18 protein-coding genes are annotated in these 18,275 nt (G+C 69.9%); 7 read left to right on the top strand and 11 right to left on the bottom strand.

Going from position 1 to position 18,275, the window contains the following annotated elements; translation table 11 throughout:
* Positions 1-30: 30 nt before the first annotated feature.
* Positions 31-423, bottom strand: coding sequence for an SCO5389 family protein (locus ACFYZZ_RS28775; RefSeq protein ID WP_030656147.1), 393 nt, complete (start codon positions 421-423; stop codon positions 31-33).
* A 298-nt stretch (positions 424-721) separates the two neighbouring features.
* On the opposite strand from ACFYZZ_RS28775, the gene nucS reads away from it, so the two are divergent.
* The gene (gene nucS / locus ACFYZZ_RS28770) at positions 722-1,393 is read left to right on the top strand and encodes an endonuclease NucS (protein WP_389181731.1); all 672 of its coding nucleotides are present in this window, start codon (positions 722-724) and stop codon (positions 1,391-1,393) included.
* A 70-nt stretch (positions 1,394-1,463) separates the two neighbouring features.
* On the opposite strand, the gene ACFYZZ_RS28765 is transcribed toward nucS, so the two are convergent.
* From ACFYZZ_RS28765 to ACFYZZ_RS28750, 4 genes are all read right to left on the bottom strand, one after another.
* Positions 1,464-4,064 carry an ATP-binding protein gene (locus tag ACFYZZ_RS28765; protein WP_389181728.1) on the bottom strand — a complete coding sequence of 867 codons (2,601 nt, stop codon included), beginning with the start codon at positions 4,062-4,064 and terminating at the stop codon, positions 1,464-1,466.
* Positions 4,065-4,352: 288 nt separating this feature from the next.
* On the bottom strand, positions 4,353-4,676 hold the full coding sequence (locus ACFYZZ_RS28760; RefSeq protein ID WP_014675024.1) for an STAS domain-containing protein: 324 nt from the start codon (positions 4,674-4,676) through the stop codon (positions 4,353-4,355).
* 170 nt (positions 4,677-4,846) lie between these two features.
* A complete protein-coding gene (locus ACFYZZ_RS28755) occupies positions 4,847-5,695 on the bottom strand; it encodes a 3-hydroxyacyl-CoA dehydrogenase family protein (protein WP_389181725.1) in 849 nt (282 codons plus the stop codon).
* Positions 5,696-5,817: 122 nt separating this feature from the next.
* Complete coding sequence (locus ACFYZZ_RS28750) at positions 5,818-6,459, bottom strand: TetR/AcrR family transcriptional regulator (protein WP_389181722.1); 642 nt, start codon at positions 6,457-6,459, stop codon at positions 5,818-5,820.
* Positions 6,460-6,538: 79 nt separating this feature from the next.
* Between ACFYZZ_RS28750 and ACFYZZ_RS28745 the strand changes: the two genes are divergently transcribed.
* From ACFYZZ_RS28745 to ACFYZZ_RS28735, 3 genes are read left to right on the top strand one after another with little or no spacing between them, the layout of a single operon-like run.
* On the top strand, positions 6,539-7,324 hold the full coding sequence (locus ACFYZZ_RS28745; RefSeq protein WP_389181719.1) for an ABC transporter ATP-binding protein: 786 nt from the start codon (positions 6,539-6,541) through the stop codon (positions 7,322-7,324).
* Between the two features lie 36 nt (positions 7,325-7,360).
* Complete coding sequence (locus ACFYZZ_RS28740) at positions 7,361-8,110, top strand: ABC transporter permease (RefSeq protein ID WP_389181716.1); 750 nt, start codon at positions 7,361-7,363, stop codon at positions 8,108-8,110.
* A 13-nt stretch (positions 8,111-8,123) separates the two neighbouring features.
* A complete protein-coding gene (locus ACFYZZ_RS28735) occupies positions 8,124-8,696 on the top strand; it encodes a cob(I)yrinic acid a,c-diamide adenosyltransferase (protein ID WP_389181714.1) in 573 nt (190 codons plus the stop codon).
* On the opposite strand, the gene ACFYZZ_RS28730 is transcribed toward ACFYZZ_RS28735, so the two are convergent.
* Positions 8,693-9,226 (bottom strand): hypothetical protein, encoded by a 534-nt coding sequence (locus ACFYZZ_RS28730; protein ID WP_389181711.1) that lies wholly within the window; start codon positions 9,224-9,226, stop codon positions 8,693-8,695. The two genes, ACFYZZ_RS28735 and ACFYZZ_RS28730, sit on opposite strands and share 4 nt — an antisense overlap.
* Before the next feature lie 151 nt (positions 9,227-9,377).
* Here ACFYZZ_RS28730 and ACFYZZ_RS28725 point away from each other — a divergent pair, with 151 nt between their 5' ends.
* The 3 genes from ACFYZZ_RS28725 to ACFYZZ_RS28715 all read left to right on the top strand — a co-directional run bounded on the left by ACFYZZ_RS28725 (position 9,378) and on the right by ACFYZZ_RS28715 (position 13,143).
* On the top strand, positions 9,378-10,550 hold the full coding sequence (locus tag ACFYZZ_RS28725; protein ID WP_389181708.1) for a sensor histidine kinase: 1,173 nt from the start codon (positions 9,378-9,380) through the stop codon (positions 10,548-10,550).
* Positions 10,547-11,197, top strand: a complete 651-nt coding sequence (locus ACFYZZ_RS28720) for a response regulator (protein ID WP_389181705.1) — start codon at positions 10,547-10,549, stop codon at positions 11,195-11,197. Before ACFYZZ_RS28725 ends, ACFYZZ_RS28720 begins: the two co-directional genes overlap by 4 nt.
* Before the next feature lie 125 nt (positions 11,198-11,322).
* Positions 11,323-13,143, top strand: coding sequence for a glycosyl hydrolase family 18 protein (locus ACFYZZ_RS28715; RefSeq protein WP_389181702.1), 1,821 nt, complete (start codon positions 11,323-11,325; stop codon positions 13,141-13,143).
* A 5-nt stretch (positions 13,144-13,148) separates the two neighbouring features.
* On the opposite strand, the gene ACFYZZ_RS28710 is transcribed toward ACFYZZ_RS28715, so the two are convergent.
* The 5 genes from ACFYZZ_RS28710 to atpA form a co-directional block, all read right to left on the bottom strand.
* A complete protein-coding gene (locus tag ACFYZZ_RS28710) occupies positions 13,149-13,595 on the bottom strand; it encodes a DUF2550 domain-containing protein (protein ID WP_145883641.1) in 447 nt (148 codons plus the stop codon).
* A 138-nt stretch (positions 13,596-13,733) separates the two neighbouring features.
* The gene (locus ACFYZZ_RS28705) at positions 13,734-14,111 is read right to left on the bottom strand and encodes a F0F1 ATP synthase subunit epsilon (protein ID WP_389181699.1); all 378 of its coding nucleotides are present in this window, start codon (positions 14,109-14,111) and stop codon (positions 13,734-13,736) included.
* Between the two features lie 128 nt (positions 14,112-14,239).
* Positions 14,240-15,676 carry a F0F1 ATP synthase subunit beta gene (gene atpD / locus ACFYZZ_RS28700; protein WP_389181696.1) on the bottom strand — a complete coding sequence of 479 codons (1,437 nt, stop codon included), beginning with the start codon at positions 15,674-15,676 and terminating at the stop codon, positions 14,240-14,242.
* The gene (locus ACFYZZ_RS28695; protein ID WP_389181693.1) at positions 15,676-16,593 is read right to left on the bottom strand and encodes a F0F1 ATP synthase subunit gamma; all 918 of its coding nucleotides are present in this window, start codon (positions 16,591-16,593) and stop codon (positions 15,676-15,678) included. The genes atpD and ACFYZZ_RS28695 overlap by 1 nt, the downstream gene beginning before the upstream one ends.
* A 21-nt stretch (positions 16,594-16,614) precedes the next feature.
* Positions 16,615-18,210, bottom strand: a complete 1,596-nt coding sequence (atpA, locus tag ACFYZZ_RS28690) for a F0F1 ATP synthase subunit alpha (RefSeq protein WP_389181690.1) — start codon at positions 18,208-18,210, stop codon at positions 16,615-16,617.
* Positions 18,211-18,275: the final 65 nt, after the last annotated feature.

Below are 18,275 nucleotides of genomic sequence, written 5' to 3'. Positions count from 1 at the left end.
TCACCGAGTCGGGAGCACGGGAGCCGCGCGTCAGCAGTCCCGAAGCTCCGGCGACTGGTTCAGCAACTGGCTGCGCACCGAGGTGAAGCGGGCCAATGTCTCGTCCACCGAGGCGTCCAGAGGGAACACCGCCACCCGATGGCAGTTCTGGAAGGCCAGCCGCACACCGAAGTGCCGCTGCAGCGCACCGCGTATGGCGTCACTCGCGAGCGCACGCAGCAGCTGACCGCGTGCCTGCTCGTCCGGCGGGGGCGTCTGGTTGTCGGCGAAGGGTCCGCCGTCCACCTTCAGCTGGGCCACCAGGGAGCTGATCATCTCCCACGCATAGGGCAGGGAGGTCCGGACGCAGTCGACGAAAGCTGCTTCGTCGACCTCGCCTCGCTCGGCCTGTTCGAGTAGGGCCGGTGAGACGTCGAGCGACATGGGTTCTCCTCTCGCACCCCCGACGAGCAGGGGTTGCCTGACAGATAAGGAAGTTCGCGATATCGAACACGCTCAGTACACAGATCGCGACCTCCCGTTTACTACGGTAAGCAGCGGTCGGTGACCACACCAGCAGAATGCGTATATGGAACGGCCCCTTTAGGCACACAATCGGCCAGGGATGAACAAGAGTTTCCAGGATGAATGGGGTGACCCACCGGGTCCATGGTGACGGTGGGGCGGGCGGCGAGGAGGGCGAATCGCGTCTACCCGTGGGTGTCGAGTAGCGTTGCCGACCATGCGTCTCGTCATTGCCCGATGCTCGGTCGACTACGCCGGCCGGCTCACCGCCCACCTGCCCTCGGCGCCCCGTCTGATCCTGGTCAAGGCGGACGGCAGCGTCTCCATCCACGCGGACGACCGGGCCTACAAGCCCCTCAACTGGATGTCGCCGCCGTGCACCCTCAAGGAGGGCACGGGCGAGGACGAGGGCGTGTGGACCGTCGTCAACAAGGCGGGCGAGAAACTGATCATCACGATGGAGGAGATCCTCCACGACTCCTCGCACGAACTCGGCGTGGACCCCGGTCTGATCAAGGACGGCGTGGAAGCGCACCTGCAGGAGCTGCTCGCCGACCGCATCGAGACGCTCGGCGAGGGCTACACCCTCATCCGCCGCGAGTACATGACCGCGATCGGCCCGGTGGACATCCTGTGCCGGGACGCGGACGGGCAGACGGTCGCGGTGGAGATCAAGCGCCGCGGCGAGATCGACGGCGTGGAGCAACTCACGCGCTACCTCGACCTGTTGAACCGCGACCCGCATCTCGCCCCGGTCCGCGGCATCTTCGCGGCCCAGGAGATCAAGCCCCAGGCCCGGGTCCTCGCCACGGACCGCGGCATCGGCTGCCAGGTCCTGGACTACGACGCGATGCGCGGGATCGAGGACGACAAGCTGCGGCTGTTCTGACCGGTTTTCCCGGTACGCACAGAAGGGCGGGTCCATGCCGGACCCGCCCTTCTGCCGTGCGCGCCGGACGTCACATCACGACGGCCGGACCGCTGCCCACCGGCGCGCTCGCCGAGTCGCTGGAGGTGGGGGACGACGAACCGGTCGTCGTGCTCCCGGTCGTGCCGCCCGATGTCGTGCCACCGGTGGTTCCTCCGTCGGTGCCGCCCGAGGTCGTGCCGCCGGTGGTGGATCCGCCGTCGGTGCCGCCCGAGGTCGTGCCGCCCGTGGTGCTCCCACCGGACGTGCCACCCGTGGTCGTGCCGCCCGTGGTGCTCCCACCGGACGTGCCACCCGTGGTCGAACCACCCGTGGTGCTCCCACCGGACGTCCCGCCCGTGGTCGAACCACCCGTGGTGCTCCCACCGGACGTCCCGCCGCCCGGCGAGCTGGACGAGCCCGACGGCTTGGGCGTCCTGGACGGCGAGCCCGAGGTCTTGCCGCCGGTCGGCTTGCTGCTGCCGGAGGGCCGGGTGGTGGCCGACGGCGACGACGGGTCGGCCGAGGTGCCGTCGGTGCCCGGGTCCGACGGGGTGTCGGAGGGCGTGCCGGCGCTGCTGGTCGAGCCGCTGTCCTTCTTCGGGTCCGCGCCCAGGCCGCCGTCGTCCAGTCCCTGGCTCGCGGACGGATTGACGCCTACCTGTCCGGCCGGGTTCTTGTCCGCGCTCTCGTGGGACGTCATGCCGAGCGTGACCACCGTGCCGAGGACGGCGACGAGCAGGGCGCCGGAGCCGGCCGCAACCATGTTGCGGCGGGCAAGACGGCGGATGCCACCCAGCGACTTGAGGGACGGGGGCTGGTGGGTGACCAGGGTGTCGTCGACGGGAGCGTACGACGCCGGGTAGAGCGCCGGCACCCCGCCGGGGGGCGAGGCCGACTCCTCGTGGCGGGCGTCCGGTATCTCCTCGCCCGCCATCGGCCCGGGCACATCGCCCGCGAGGTCGGCGACCAGGGCCAGGGCCCGGCGTCCGGCGACGGTGCCCCGCTTGTCGGCGAGCGCCGCGCGCAGGCCGCCCGAGGACTCCAGCTCGGCACGGGCCCGGTCGAGCTGTCCGCCGCAGAGCGCGAGGATGCCCAACTCGTGGTGGAACCAGGCCTGTTCGGCGACCTCACCGGAGAGCCGGGCGGCCTCGGCACCGGACCGCAGCGCGCGCTCCCAGGCGCTCCAGTGCAGCCCGGCGGCGAAGGCGGGCGCGGCCGTACGGGCGAGCCGTACCGCGACGCTCTCCTCGCCCTCGACCGGAGGCACGGTGTCCGGCACCACGACCGCGAGCGCGGCGAGGACCGCGTCGGCCTCGACGGACACCCGCTCGGGCGTGACCGAGGGATGCCCGGCCCACCAGGCGTAGTGCTCGGCTGCGGCGAGGGCCTGGGCGGGGGCGTCCTCTGCGTAGCCGGCGGCCTCCAGCTGGGCCGGCACGCCGGCCGCGAGACGGTAGCGGGAGCCGACCGGGGAGACCAGTGCACAGCTCACGAGTTCACCGAGCGCGGCGTCCGCATGGGTGTCGCCGACCAGCGCGGGCAGGTGCGCCTGGTGCGGCACCTCGCCGCCGAGGGCGACGGCGAAGCGCAGGGTGGCGCGGGCGGAGGCGCTGAGCCGGGAGGCGAGCAGCGGCGCGGGCGCGGCGGCCTCGCCGAGGGACGGCAGCGGGACGTCCTGCGCCTCCGCCGGGTCCAGGGGTGCCTCGACGGGAACGCGTACGTCCTCGAAGACGCCGTACTCGTCCACCGCGCCGGTGCTGGCGCGCAGTTGGTCGCGCTGCCGGAGCAGGGCGCCGGCCTGGACGAACCGCAGCGGCAGGCCCTCGGACTCGAACCACAGGTCACCGGCCCAGTTGGCCTCCTCCTCGGTGAGGACCCGGCCGACGGCCTGCTCCAGGATCTCCACTCCGGCCGCGCGGTCCAGGCCGGTGAGGAAGACCTCCTCGACGTCGGAGTCGGCGGCGGGCGCGGGGACGTCCGGGGTGGTGCCGAGCAGGAAAGCGCACTCGGGGGTGGCGGCGAGCAGTTCGTCCAGGGCGGCGCCGCCCAGCTCCAGGTCGTCGACGACCACGACCGCGCCGATCTCGGCGACCAGTTCGAGCAACTCGTCGCGTTCGGGCCGGTACAGGGGGGCGTCGTAGACGGCGTGGAAGAGGTCGTACAGGAGGTCGGTGGCCGTGCGGCGGAAGCCGGTGAGGTGGACCACACCGTCGGGGGCGAGGTCCAGGCAGTCCTCGGCGACCAGGTCGAGCAGGGCGGTGCGGCCGGAGCCGGCGGAGCCGGTGAGGCGCACGGAGCGGCCGCGGGCCAGGAGGCGGACCAGGCGTTCGCGGTCGTCCTGGCGCTCCAGGAGGGCGAGCGTGGGCTGCGCCGGACCCGGCGGCACGGGCGGCCGCGCGGCGCGCTCGGTCTCGGCGCGCTCGGCGGCCGTGCGCTTGCGCGGCCGGCCCGGCCGCTCGTGCGGCGGGCAGGGTTCTATCTCGCTGCCGTCGACCGGATTGACCGTCAGCAGGAAGTCGCCGGAGACCAGCTGCGCCGTGCGGGCGAGCGCGGGCGTGCTCTGGCCGAAGTCGGACGTGAGGGATTCCCGGGGCGGGCGGCGGCTCGGAGCCTGGCCGTGCTCCCCGGGTCCCGGAGTGATCGGGTCCATAGGTTCAAGCCCCCCAAAAGCGTCGTGTGCCCTGGCAAATACCGGCCCTCCCGGCCTGCTGCACACCGCGCTGTCGCTTCTGGTCCGGGCCCGCTCGATCGAGGGTTGTGAGGCAGCGGGCGACCGAACCCTAAACCTTCGCACAGTATCTACGACAGGGCGGGGTGCCGCGCGGTCCGAAGCATCACAGTCCGGTGAGGATTGCCCTCGACGTGCGCTTCGGCAGCTGCGTCCGGGTCTCCCCCGTCGCCCGGTTCACACCCGATCGGGGTGTTCATCCGGGACACGTCACACGCGGGGCAGCGACTCCACCCCGATGCCGCCCTCGATGGCGAGGATGCGGTGCAGCCGGGTGGCCACCAGCAGGCGCTGCATCTGCGGCGGGACACCGCGCAGCACCAGACGGCGCCCGCAGCGGCCGGCCCGCCGGTGGGCGCCCATGATCACCCCGAGTCCGGTGGCGTCCCAGGAGTCCAGTTCGGACAGGTCGAGCACCAGGTCGCCGACTCCGGTGTCGACGGCCGAGTGCAGGGCCGTACGGGCGTCCGCCGCGCTGCGGACGTCGAGGCGGCCCCCGACGACCAGCTCGGCGTGGTCGCCCCTGATGTGCATATGCGCTCCCCGTTGAGTGCGGTGTCGCGTACTCCGTGACGGTTCTGGTGCTGATGCTGTGCAACGTCTGACTGCCTGGGCGGCAACTCGGTTGCTGCTTGTAAGCGAACCGATACCGAATTCACCCCCGGGAGTGACGCTCCCGGGGTGTGCGTCCGGTCGTGTACGGGTCAGTACTTGTAGAAGCCCTGCCCGCTCTTGCGCCCGATGTCACCGGCGTCCACCATCCGGCGCATCAGCTCCGGCGGGGCGAACTTCTCGTCCTGGGACTCGGTGTAGATGTTGCTGGTGGCGTGCAGCAGGATGTCCACGCCGGTCAGGTCCGCGGTGGCCAGCGGGCCCATGGCGTGGCCGAAGCCCAGCTTGCAGGCGAGGTCGATGTCCTCGGCGGTCGCGACGCCGGACTCGTAGAGCTTGGTCGCCTCGACGACGAGGGCCGAGATGAGCCGGGTGGTCACGAACCCGGCGACATCGCGGTTGACGACGATGCAGGTCTTGCCGACGGACTCGGCGAACTCCCGCGCGGTGGCGAGGGTTTCGTCGCTGGTCTTGTAGCCGCGGACCAGCTCGACGAGCTGCATCATCGGCACCGGCGAGAAGAAGTGCACACCGACGACCCGCTCGGGGTGCTCGGTGGCCGCCGCGATCTTGGTGATCGGGATGGCGGAGGTGTTGGAGGCGAGCACGGTCTCCGGGCGCACGATCTTGTCGAGCGCACGGAAGATCTCGTGCTTGACCTCCAGCTTCTCGAAGACGGCCTCCACGACGATGTCGGCGTCGGCGGCGGCGTCCAGGTCGGTGGTGGCGGTGATGCGGGCGAGGGCGGCCTCGGCGTCCTGCGCCGCCAGCTTGCCCTTGCCGACGAACTTGTCGTACGAGGCCTTGATGCCGTCGGTGCCACGCTTGATTGCCTCGTCGGTGACGTCGCGCAGAACGACGTCCCAGCCCGCCTGTGCGGCGACCTGGGCGATGCCGGATCCCATGAGACCGGCCCCGATGACGGCGAGCTTCCGTGCCACTCCGACTCCCTCAACGCTGTTGACGTCTGGCTCTTCGGCGGACCATAGCGCTCCGGAGCCGCTGTGTGACCGGTAAGTAACGCGCGTCACGTCTCAGCTGACGGACATCACACCGGCAGGGGTCAGGACGAGCCACGGACGGCGTAGTTGAGGACCTTTTCGCTCAACAGGTCCTCGACGTCGTCGAGGAGAACGAGTACTTCTCGTGACACTTCGCGTGGTTCGCGACCCTTGACCATCTCGCGTGAGATGACCGCCATGACCGTACTGTGCGCCCAGCCGATCTGACCCGCCATCAGGGTGGGCAGTTCGTCACCTTCGGCCGCGCCGGTCTCCTCGCGCAGCGCCTGTTCCAGGTTGGCCTGGACCTCCTGGGCGATGGCCCACAGCCGGGAGCGCAGCGCGGGGGTCTCCTCGATGACCCGCATGAAGCTCGCGTACCCGGGGATCAGGCCGACCCGGGGGGAGACCGCCTCGACCTCCTCGCGCAGCTCGCGCAGGACCGCGCCGACCGCGGACTCGCCGACGGGGCGGCCCCGCACCCAGCGGGCGAGCCGGTCGACCATGCCCGCGGAGCGGTCGAAGAAGAGGTCCTCCTTCGCCGGGAAGTAGTTGTAGACGGTGTTGACGGAGACGTTCGCGGCCTCGGCGATCTCCGCGACCGTCACGGCGTCGAAGCCGCGCTCCAGGAACAGCCCCGTGGCGACATCGGAGATGTACTGCCTGGTCTGCCGCTTCTTCCGCTCCCTGAGTCCCTCAGCCATGTCCGCATCCTAACTTCGCTGGGCTTACTGAAATCTTGGGGTCATTGCAAAATTTCAGGGACTCTGTTTTTCTGTGGGCATGGCAGCAGTCATCAGCGCGGCCGGACTGGCCCGCACCTTCCAGACGAAAACCGGCCCCGTGGAGGCCGTGCGATGCGTCGACCTCACCGTCCGCGAGGGCGAGATCCTCGGCTTTCTCGGCCCGAACGGCGCCGGCAAGACGACCACCCTGCGCATGCTCACCACCCTCCTGAAGCCGACCGGCGGCGCGGCCACCGTCGCCGGGTGCGACCTGGCGACCGACCCGGCCGGAGTGCGCCGGGCCTCCGGCTATGTCGCCCAGTCCGGCGGGGTGGACCCGCAGATCACCGTCCGGGAGGAGCTGGTCACCCAGGCCCGGATGTACCGCCTGCCGAAGGCCGAGGCCGTCGAGCGCACCGCGGAACTCGCCCGGGAGCTGGACCTCACCGAACTGCTCGACCGGAAGACGGGCGCCCTCTCCGGCGGACAGCGGCGCCGCCTCGACATCGCGATGGCGCTCACCCACCGCCCGAAGGTGCTGTTCCTGGACGAGCCCACGACCGGACTCGACCCGGGCAGCCGGGCCGACCTGTGGGACCTGGTCCGCCGGCTGCGCGACGAGCACGGCACCACGGTGTTCCTGACCACCCACTACCTGGACGAGGCCGACGCCCTCGCCGACCGGCTGGTCGTCGTCGACCGGGGCGTCGTCGTGGCCGACGGCACGCCGAGCGCGCTCAAGCTGGCCCACGGCGGCTCGATCGACGCCACCCTCCAGGACACCTTCCTCGCCATCACCGGCCGCGGCCCCGCCCCTGCCGACACCGCCCCCGTCGCCGTATAGGACCGCTCACGTCGGACCGCTCACGGAATCAGAGAGATGCTTCTTCACGACACCGGCCTCGTCTACGGCCGTTACCTGCGCCAGTCCCTGCGCTCCCGCTTCGCGCTGCTCTTCGGCGTGCTGACCCCGCTCCTCTATCTCCTGTTCTTCGGCCCGCTCCTCACCGACCTGCCGCTCGGCGGGAAGGGCAGCTCCTGGCAGGTGCTCGTGCCCGGGCTGCTGCTCCAACTCGGCTTGTTCGGGGCACTGTTCGCGGGCTTCACGATCATCATGGAGAACGCCCAGGGAGTGGTGGAGCGGATGCGTGTGACGCCCGTCAGCCGGCTCGCCCTGCTCCTGGGCCGGGTGCTGCGGGACGCCACGGTCTTCGTCTTCCAGGCGGTGCTGCTGGTGCTCGCCGCGGTGGTGATGGGCCTGCGCGCGCCCCTGCCGGGCGTCCTCATCGGGTTCGGGTTCGTCGCCCTGCTCACGCTCTCGCTGGCTTCGCTGTCGTACGCGCTGGGCATGCGGGTCCGCACCCCGCAGGAGTTCGGTCCGCTGATCAACGCGCTGTCGATGCCGTCGATGCTGCTGTCCGGCCTGATGCTCCCGATGACGCTCGCGCCCACCTGGCTCGACGTGCTCTCGCACTGCGTCCCGTTCCGCTACCTGGTGGACGCGGTGCGCGACGCGTACGTCGGCCAGTACACGAGCGCGCACATGCTGTACGGCGTGCTCGTCGCGGTCGGCTTCGCGGGGCTCGCCGTGACAGTGGGCACACGTGTGTTCCGGACGGCCGGAGCGTAACTACGCTGGTCACATGGTCAATCTGACGCGCATCTACACCAGGACCGGCGACCAGGGCACCACCGCCCTCGGTGACATGAGCCGGGTCGCCAAGACCGACCTCAGGATCTCGGCGTACGCCGACGCCAACGAGGCCAACGCGGTGATCGGCACCGCGATCGCGCTGGGCGGCCTGGACGAGGAGGTGGTCAAGGTCCTCACCCGCGTCCAGAACGACCTGTTCGACGTGGGCGCGGACCTGTCGACGCCGGTGGTGGAGAAGCCGGAGTTCCCGCCGCTCAGGGTCGAGCAGTTCTACATCGACCGGCTGGAGGCGGACTGCGACCGCTTCAACGGGCAGCTGGAGAAGCTGCGCTCCTTCATCCTGCCCGGGGGCACCCCGGGTGCGGCCCTCCTCCACCAGGCCTGCACGGTCGTCCGCCGGGCCGAGCGCTCCACCTGGGCAGCGCTGGAGGTACATGGCGAGATCATGAATCCGCTCACCGCGACCTACCTGAACCGGCTTTCCGATCTGCTGTTCATCCTGGCGAGGACCGCGAACAAGGAGACCGGTGACGTGCTGTGGGTGCCCGGCGGGGAGCGTTAGGGCTCCCGCTTGGGGAACAGCGTGTAGCTCGCGGCGATCACCACGTTGATCCCCATCACCCACACCATCCTCAGCTGCCACGCCCGCAGCGAGCCGGTGTCGCCGTCGCCGCCGACGTACCAGATCGCGCCCTGCAGCAGGGCGAGGGCGACGAGCGCGGCCAGGATCCAGCGGCCCGCGACCTTCCACTCGTGGACGGCGCGGGCCGTGCCGTACTTCGGAGGCTTCACGGGCGGCGGGCCGCCGGCGAAGCGGTGGGCGACGCGGGCGTCCGCCCACTTGATCGTGGAGTGGCCGAGGCCGACGGTGAAGCCGATGTAGACGGCGGCGAGGCCGTGCCGCCAGTCGGGTTCCGCGCCGTTCTTGAGGTCGATGGCGGTGACCACGAACAGCACCACCTCCAGCAGTGGCTCGCACAGCAGCAGCGCGAGACCCGTGCGGGGCATGCGCCACAGGTAGCGGAAGGCCAGCCCGGCGGCCAGCAGCACCCAGAAAGCCACCTCACAGGCGACGATCAACCCGACGATCACGGTTCTCCCCCTTCGCTCACCCTTCCAGGCTGCCGTCGGCCGAGCCGCGGATCATCGTCGGCGCGGGCGAACCCGCCGTAATCGAAAGTTGCAGTTCGGGACCCTTCCCGAGGCGCAGGCGCGGCGGCCGTGGGCCGTGTTGGATGGGGTCATGTCCCATGCGCTCCCCCGCCCGCACCGCGACGACCTGCGCATCGCCGTGGGCGGACTGCTCGGCGGGGTGCTGCTGTGGGTGCTCGGGATCCACCCGCGCGTGGCCTCGGACAACCTGGTGCTGTGGCAGGCGCCCTGGGCCCCGCTGGTGCCGCTCGCGCTGACCGCCGCCTGTGAGCCGCTGCGCCGCATCCGGCCCCGCGTCGGCCTGTTGGTCGGCACCGTCGCGCTGACCCTGGACACGGTGACCCTCGGCAGCATCGTCACGATCGTGCTGTACACCGACCTGGTGTACGCGGCCGTCCTGTACGGCAGCCCCGCAACCGCCCGCCGGATCCCCTGGATCACCGGGATGCTGACGGTGCTCGGCGGAGTCGTGCCCGCCGCTCTGTGGCGCGACCCGCAGGGGCTGCTGATCGGTGTGGGCGTCGGCGTGGTCGCGTTCGCGCCCGCCTCCACGGGCTGGGTGGTCCGCAACCACCGCGACGCGGCCGAGGCGGCCCGGCTGCGCGCCGAACAGACCGCGCTGCTGGCCGAGATGGACCGCACCCAGGCGGTCACCGCCGAACGGGCCAGGTTCGCCCGGGAGTTGCACGACATGGTGGCCAACCACCTGTCGGCGATCGCCATCCACTCCACGGCCGCGCTCTCCCTGGACGACCCGAAGACCTCCATGGACGCGCTGGGGGTCATCCGGGAGAACAGCGTCGAGGGGCTGGCCGAGATGCGGCGGCTGATCGGGATCCTGCGGGACGGCTCCGGCGACCGGGAGCCCGCCGCGTCCCCCACGCTCGACGGCCTCGGCGCCCTGGTCGACGTCGCCCGCTCGAACGGGCTGGAGGTCACCCTCGACGCCGGCCACGACAGCGTGCCCGCGCCGGTCGAGCTGGCCGCCTACCGGATCGTGCAGGAGTCACTGACCAACGCCCTGAAGCACGCGGCGAAGGGGCGTGTCCATGTCGCCCTGCGGCAGGAGAACGGCACGCTTCAGGTGCGGGTGACCAGCCCGTACCGGCCCGGCGACAGCCCGCGCGCCCCCGGCTCCGGCTCCGGTCTCACCGGGATGCGGGAGCGGGCCGCGCTGCTCGGCGGCAGCTTCGAGGCCGGGCCCGAGGGGGGCCGCTGGGCCGTACGCGCCGCTCTTCCGCTCACCGAAGGAGATCCCGCATGAACCGTGCCGTCCGGGTCCTGGTCGCCGAGGACCAGTCCGCCGTCCGCGCCGGTCTGGTCCTCATCCTGGGCAGCGCGTCCGACATCGAGGTGGCCGGGGAGGCGGCGGACGGGCAGCGAGCGGTCGAACTGGCCCGGGAGCTGCGGCCGGACGTGGTGCTGATGGACGTTCAGATGCCGCGTCTGGACGGGGTGTCGGCGACCCGGCAGATCGTCGCGGAAGGGACGGCGGACGTCCTGGTGCTGACCACCTTCGACCTCGACGAGTACGTGTTCGGGGCACTGCGGGCGGGCGCGGCCGGGTTCCTGCTGAAGAACACCGAGGCACGCCATCTGCTGGAGGCCGTGCGGACGGTGGCCCGCGGGGAGGGGATCGTCGCACCGGCCGTCACCCGGCGGCTGATCGCCGAGTTCGCGGCGAAGCCGGTGCGCGAGCCGGCGGCCGACCCGGCCGTGCTGGACGGTCTCACCCGGCGTGAGCGCGAGGTGCTGTCGTGCATCGGCGAGGGGCTGTCCAACGCCGAGATCGCGGCGCGGCTGGCGATGGCGGAGGGCACGGTGAAGACGCACGTCAGCCGTCTGCTGGCGAAGCTGGAGCTGCGCAGCCGGGTCCAAGCGGCGGTACTGGCACAGGAGTTGGGGATCTAGCGGGCGTGTCAGCGAGTGGTCCAGACCTATTGACCTGTGGTCCAGACCTTTCTATTCTCGCGGCACCGTGGGCGTGAAGGCTCAGTCATGCCCCTGACACCCCCGATACACGAGGGAGGCGCAGCATGCGCTTCAGACACAGAGCCGCGGCAGGGTTCGCGACCCTGTTGCTCCCCCTGGCCGGCCTGGTCGGTCTCGCGAGCCCCGCCCAGGCCGCGACGAACGCCACCGCCACCTACGCCAAGACCCAGGACTGGGGTACCGGCTTCGAAGGCAAGTGGACCGTCAAGAACACCGGTACCACCGCGATCAGCTCCTGGACGATCGAGTGGGACTTCCCCTCCGGTACGTCGGTCACGTCGGCCTGGGACGCGGACGTCACGTCCTCCGGCACCCACTGGACCGCCAAGAACAAGTCGTACAACGGATCCATCGCCCCCGGTGCCTCCGTCTCCTTCGGCTTCAACGGCGCCGGTTCCGGCTCCCCGTCCAACTGCAAGCTCAACGGCGACAGTTGCGACGGTACGACGGTCCCGGGTGACGCGGCCCCCTCCGCGCCCGGCACCCCCTCAGCGTCGAACATCACCGACACCTCGGTGAAGCTCGGCTGGAGCGCGGCCACCGACGACAAGGGCATCAAGAACTACGACGTCCTGCGCGACGGGACCAAGGTCGCCACCGTGACGACGACCTCGTACACCGACACCGGCCTCACCGCCGGCACCGACTACTCCTACACCGTGCAGGCCCGCGACACCGCCGACCAGACCGGACCGGTCAGCGGCGCCGTCGCCGTGCACACCACCGGCGGCGGCACCACTCCCCCGCCCACCGGCAACAAGGTCAAGCTCGGCTACTTCACCGAGTGGGGCATCTACGGCCGGAACTACAACGTCAAGAACCTGGTGACGTCCGGCTCCGCCTCGAAGATCACCCACATCAACTACGCCTTCGGCAACGTCACCGGCGGCAAGTGCGCGATCGGCGACTCCTACGCCGACTACGACAAGGCGTTCACCGCCGACCAGTCGGTCAGCGGCATCGCGGACACCTGGGACCAGCCGCTGCGCGGCAACTTCAACCAGCTGCGCGAGCTGAAGGCGAAGTACCCGAACATCAAGGTGCTGTGGTCCTTCGGCGGCTGGACCTGGTCCGGCGGCTTCGGTGAGGCCGCGAAGAACCCGGCCGCGTTCGCGCAGTCCTGCTACGACCTGATCGAGGACCCGCGCTGGGCCGATGTCTTCGACGGCATCGACATCGACTGGGAGTACCCGAACGCCTGCGGCCTGAGCTGCGACACCAGCGGTGCCGCGGCCTACAAGAACCTGATGGCCGCGCTCCGCGCCAAGTTCGGCTCGAACAACCTGGTCACCTCGGCCGTCACCGCCGACGGCTCCTCCGGCGGCAAGATCGAGGCCGCCGACTACGCGGGCGCCGCGCAGTACGTCGACTGGTACAACGTGATGACGTACGACTTCTTCGGCGCCTGGGACGCCCAGGGTCCGACGGCCCCGCACTCCCCGCTCACCTCGTACAGCGGCATCCCGAAGGCGGGCTTCACCACCGCCGACGCCATGGCCAAGTACAAGGCGATCGGCGTCCCCGCGAGCAAGCTGCTCATCGGCATCGGCTTCTACGGCCGCGGCTGGACCGGCGTGACGCAGGACGCCCCGGGCGGCACGGCCACGGGTCCGGCGGCCGGCACGTACGAGCAGGGCATCGAGGACTACAAGGTGCTGAAGACGTCCTGCCCGGCGACCGGCACCGTCGCGGGTACGGCGTACGCGCACTGCGGCAGCAACTGGTGGTCGTACGACACCCCCGCCACCATCGCGACGAAGATGGCGTGGGCCAAGAACCAGGGCCTCCGCGGCGCGTTCTTCTGGGAGTTCAGCGGTGACACCAGCAACGGCGAGCTGGTGAGCGCCATCAGCAACAACCTGTAAGACCGTCAAGCAACGTTGACGCGCTGACCGGGCGGGGCTGCTTCGAGCCACGCGAGAAAACCGGTCAGCGCGTCTTCGCTCATCGCGAGTTCGAGGCGCGTGCCCCGGTGGGTACAGGCGAGGACCACCGCGTCGGAGAGCAGCGCCAGCTCCTCCTCGCCCTCGGGCAGCCGGCGGCCGGCCACCTCGATGGCGGCGCGCTCCAGGGTGCGGCGCGGGCGGGGGGCGTAGGAGAAGACGCGGTACCACTCGATGCGGTCGCCGTTGTAGCGTGCGACGCCGTAGCTCCAGCCCTTGCCGTTGGTGTCCGGTTTCTCGGGCACGTCCCAGCGCAGCGAGCAGTCGAAGGTGCCGCCGGAGCGCTGGATCAGTCTGCGGCGCAGTCCGAACAGGAACAGTCCCACCACCACGAGCGCGATCACGATCCCGCACACAGTCAGAGCGAGGACCATCGGCACCGACCTCCTCGTCTCCTAGGCGATGAAACTGGGTAATGAAAAGGAAAAAACACCCACATCTGCCTCAGCCGCGACCGGCACCGGATTGCTCCGGGCCGGCCGCGGCTGAGTGACGTCATACTGCGCGCTGGATCAGCGCGCCGCGGTCGCCGCCCGCAGGCGGACATCCGCACGACGCTCGGCTTCGGCGTCGTCCTCCGCCTTCGCGCGCTCGAGCTCGCGCTCCGCGCGCTGGACATCGATCTCGTCCGACAGCTCGGCGATCTCGGCCAGCAGCGACAGCTTGTTGTCGGCGAACGAGATGAAACCGCCGTGCACCGCGGCGACGACCGTTCCACCATCACTCGTACGGATGGTCACCGGGCCCGACTCCAGCACACCGAGCAGCGGCTGGTGACCGGGCATGACGCCGATGTCGCCGGACGTGGTGCGCGCGACGACCAGGGTGGCCTCACCGGACCAGACCTGGCGGTCGGCGGCGACCAGCTCGACGTGCAGCTCAGCAGCCAAGGGTGGCTCCTCGGGTCACCACCCGGCGGTAGTGCCGGGTGTTGGGGTCAATTCTAAGGGGCGTGGAGAAAGGCGCCGGACACACCCCGGAAGGGTGGGTCCGCGCCCCTCTCAGATGAGCGCGAGACTCAGGAGACGCCCAGCTCCTTGGCGTTGGCCTTGAGGTCCTCGAGGCCACCGCACATGAAGAACGCCTGCTCGGGGAAGTGGTCGTACTCACCGTCGCAGATCGCGTTGAACGCGGCGATCGACTCGTCGAGCGGCACGTCCGAGCCGTCCACGCCGGTGAACTGCTTGGCGACGTGGGTGTTCTGGGACAGGAAGCGCTCCACACGACGGGCACGGTGGACGACGAGCTTGTCCTCCTCGCCCAGCTCGTCGATACCGAGGATCGCGATGATGTCCTGGAGGTCCTTGTACTTCTGCAGGATCGTCTTCACGCGCATGGCCGCGTTGTAGTGATCCGCAGCGATGTAGCGCGGGTCCAGGATCCGGGACGTGGAGTCCAGCGGGTCCACGGCCGGGTAGATGCCCTTCTCGGAGATCGGACGGGACAGAACCGTCGTCGCGTCGAGGTGGGCGAAGGTGGTGGCCGGGGCCGGGTCGGTCAGGTCGTCCGCGGGGACGTAGATCGCCTGCATCGAGGTGATCGAGTGACCACGGGTCGAGGTGATGCGCTCCTGGAGGAGACCCATCTCGTCGGCCAGGTTCGGCTGGTAGCCCACCGCGGAGGGCATACGGCCGAGCAGCGTGGAGACCTCGGAACCGGCCTGGGTGAAGCGGAAGATGTTGTCGATGAAGAACAGCACGTCCTGCTTCTGGACGTCACGGAAGTACTCGGCCATGGTGAGGCCGGCCAGCGCGACGCGCAGACGGGTGCCCGGGGGCTCGTCCATCTGACCGAAGACAAGGGCGGTCTTGTCGATGACGCCCGAGTCGGTCATCTCCTCGATGAGGTCGTTGCCCTCACGGGTGCGCTCACCGACACCGGCGAACACGGAGACACCGTCGTGGTTGTTGGCGACGCGGTAGATCATCTCCTGGATAAGCACCGTCTTGCCGACGCCGGCACCGCCGAACAGACCGATCTTTCCACCCTTGACGTACGGGGTGAGAAGGTCGATGACCTTGACGCCGGTCTCGAACATCTCGGTCTTCGACTCGAGCTCGTCGAAGTTCGGGGCCTTGCGGTGGATGCCCCAGCGCTCGCCGTCGTACTGCTCGTCGACGTTCAGCACCTCACCGAGGGTGTTGAACACCTTGCCCTTGGTGAAGTCGCCGACCGGCACCGTGATGGAGTTGCCGGTGTCGGTGACCGGGGCCTGGCGGACCAGACCGTCGGTGGGCTGCATGGAGATGGTGCGGACCAGGCCGTCACCCAGGTGCTGGGCGACCTCCAGGGTCAGCGTCTTCTTCTCGCCGGCGTTGGCCGGGTCGGCCACCTCGACGTGAAGGGCGTTGTAGATCTCCGGCATCGCGTCGACGGGGAACTCCACGTCGACGACCGGGCCGATGACCCGGGCGACGCGGCCCGTAGCCGTCGCGGTCTCAACAGTGGTGGTCATTATCGGTCACTCCCCGCGGTCGCGTCGGCCAGGGCGCTCGCGCCACCGACGATCTCGCTGATTTCCTGGGTGATTTCGGCCTGGCGGGCCGCGTTGGCAAGACGGGAGAGCGTGTTGATCAGCTCGCCCGCGTTGTCGGTGGCCGACTTCATCGCGCGCCGCGTGGCGGCGTGCTTCGAAGCGGCCGACTGGAGCAGCGCGTTGTAGATACGGCTCTCCACGTAGCGCGGCAGCAGGGCGTCGAGGACGTCCTCCGCCGAGGGCTCGAAGTCGTACAGCGGAAGGATCTCGCCCTGCGGCTTGACCTCCTCCGCGACCTCTTCGAGGCGCAGCGGCAGCAGCCGTGCGTCGAGCGCGGTCTGCGTCATCATCGAGACGAACTCGGTGTAGACGATGTGGAGTTCGTCCACGCCGCCGCTCGCCGTCTCCTTCTCGATGGCCTCGATCAGAGGCTCCGCCACCTTCTTGGCGTCCGCGTACGACGGCTCGTCGGTGAAGCCCGTCCACGACTCCGAGATCTTGCGCTCACGGAAGTTGTAGTGGGCGACACCACGGCGGCCGACGATGTACGTGTCCACCTGCTTGCCCTCGCGCTCCAGGCGCTCGGTCAGCTGCTCCGCCGCCTTGATGGCGTTGGAGTTGAAGGCGCCGGCCAGACCGCGGTCGCTCGTGAGGAGCAGGACCGCGGCACGGGCCGGGTTCTCCGCCTCCGTGGTGAGCGGGTGCTTGGTGTTCGAACCCGTACCGACCGCCGTGACCGCGCGCGTCAGCTCGGTCGCGTACGGCGTGGAGGCCGCCACCTTGCGCTGCGCCTTGACGACGCGCGAGGCGGCGATCATCTCCATCGCCTTCGTGATCTTCTTGGTCGCGCTGACGGATCGGATGCGACGCTTGTAGACCCGGAGCTGGGCTCCCATGAGTCAGGTCCCTTCCTTACGTCACTTGGACACGGAGACAGCCGGAGCTTCCTCGCCGAGCAGCTTGCCGTCGGAGGTCTCGAACTGCTTCTTGAACGCCGCGACCGCGTCGTCGATGGCCTGGATCGTGTCGTCCGACATCTTGGCGCCCTCGCGGATGGAGGTGAGCAGACCCGACTCCTGGCGGTGCAGGTAGTCCAGCAGCTCGCGCTCGAAGCGGCGGATGTCGGCGACCGGAACGTCGTCCATACGGCCGTTGGTGCCGGCCCAGACGGAGACGACCTGGTCCTCGGTGGCCATCGGCTGGTACTGGTCCTGCTTCAGCAGCTCGACCATGCGCTGACCGCGCTCCAGCTGGGACTTCGACGCGGCGTCCAGGTCGGAACCGAAGGCGGCGAACGCCTCCAGCTCACGGAACTGGGCGAGGTCCACACGGAGACGACCGGAGACCTGGCGCATCGCCTTGTGCTGCGCGGAACCACCGACTCGGGAGACGGAGATACCGACGTTCAGCGCGGGGCGCTGACCGGCGTTGAACAGGTCCGACTCCAGGAAGCACTGGCCGTCGGTGATGGAGATGACGTTGGTCGGGATGAACGCCGAGACGTCGTTGGCCTTGGTCTCGACGATCGGCAGACCGGTCATCGAGCCGGCACCCATGTCGTCGGAGAGCTTGGCGCAGCGCTCCAGCAGACGGGAGTGCAGGTAGAAGACGTCACCCGGGTAGGCCTCACGGCCCGGCGGGCGGCGCAGCAGCAGGGACACGGCGCGGTAGGCGTCGGCCTGCTTCGACAGGTCGTCGAAGATGATGAGGACGTGCTTGCCCTCGTACATCCAGTGCTGGCCGATGGCCGAACCGGTGTACGGCGCCAGGTACTTGAAGCCGGCCGGGTCGGACGCCGGGGCGGCGACGATGGTCGTGTACTCCAGGGCGCCGTTCTCCTCCAGCGCGCGGCGCACGCCGGCGATGGTGGAGCCCTTCTGGCCGATGGCGACGTAGATGCAGCGGACCTGCTTCTTCGGGTCGCCCGAGCGCCAGTTGTCGCGCTGGTTGATGATCGTGTCGACGGCCAGGGCGGTCTTGCCGGTCTGGCGGTCACCGATGATCAGCTGACGCTGGCCACGGCCGATCGGGGTCATCGCGTCGACGGCCTTGTAGCCCGTCTCCATCGGCTCGTGCACCGACTTGCGCTGCATGACCGTGGGGGCCTGCAGCTCGAGGGCGCGGCGACCGGACGTCTCGATCTCGCCGAGGCCGTCGATCGGGTTGCCGAGCGGGTCGACGACACGGCCGAGGTAGCCCTCGCCGACCGCGACGGAGAGGACCTCACCGGTACGCGTGACCGGCTGACCCTCCTCGATGCCGCTGAACTCACCGAGGACGATGGCACCGATCTCGCGCTCCTCGAGGTTGAGGGCGAGGCCGAGGGTGCCGTCCTCGAACTTCAGCAGTTCGTTGGCCATGGCCGAGGGCAGGCCCTCGACCTTCGCGATGCCGTCGCCGGCAACGGTGACCGTACCGACCTCCTCGCGCGAGGCCGCGTCCGGCTTGTACGACTGGACAAAGTTCTCCAGCGCGTCCCGGATCTCCTCCGGCCGGATCGTGAGCTCCGCCATCTGGGTTCCCTGCTCTCCTTGTTGGGCCCGAAGTTTTCGTGGGGGTCTGGGGGCGACCCCCAGGA

The sequence above is a fragment of the Streptomyces sp. NPDC001816 genome (assembly GCF_042892235.1).
Lineage (GTDB): Bacteria > Actinomycetota > Actinomycetes > Streptomycetales > Streptomycetaceae > Streptomyces.
This window is presented reverse-complemented; position numbering and strand designations above follow the sequence as displayed.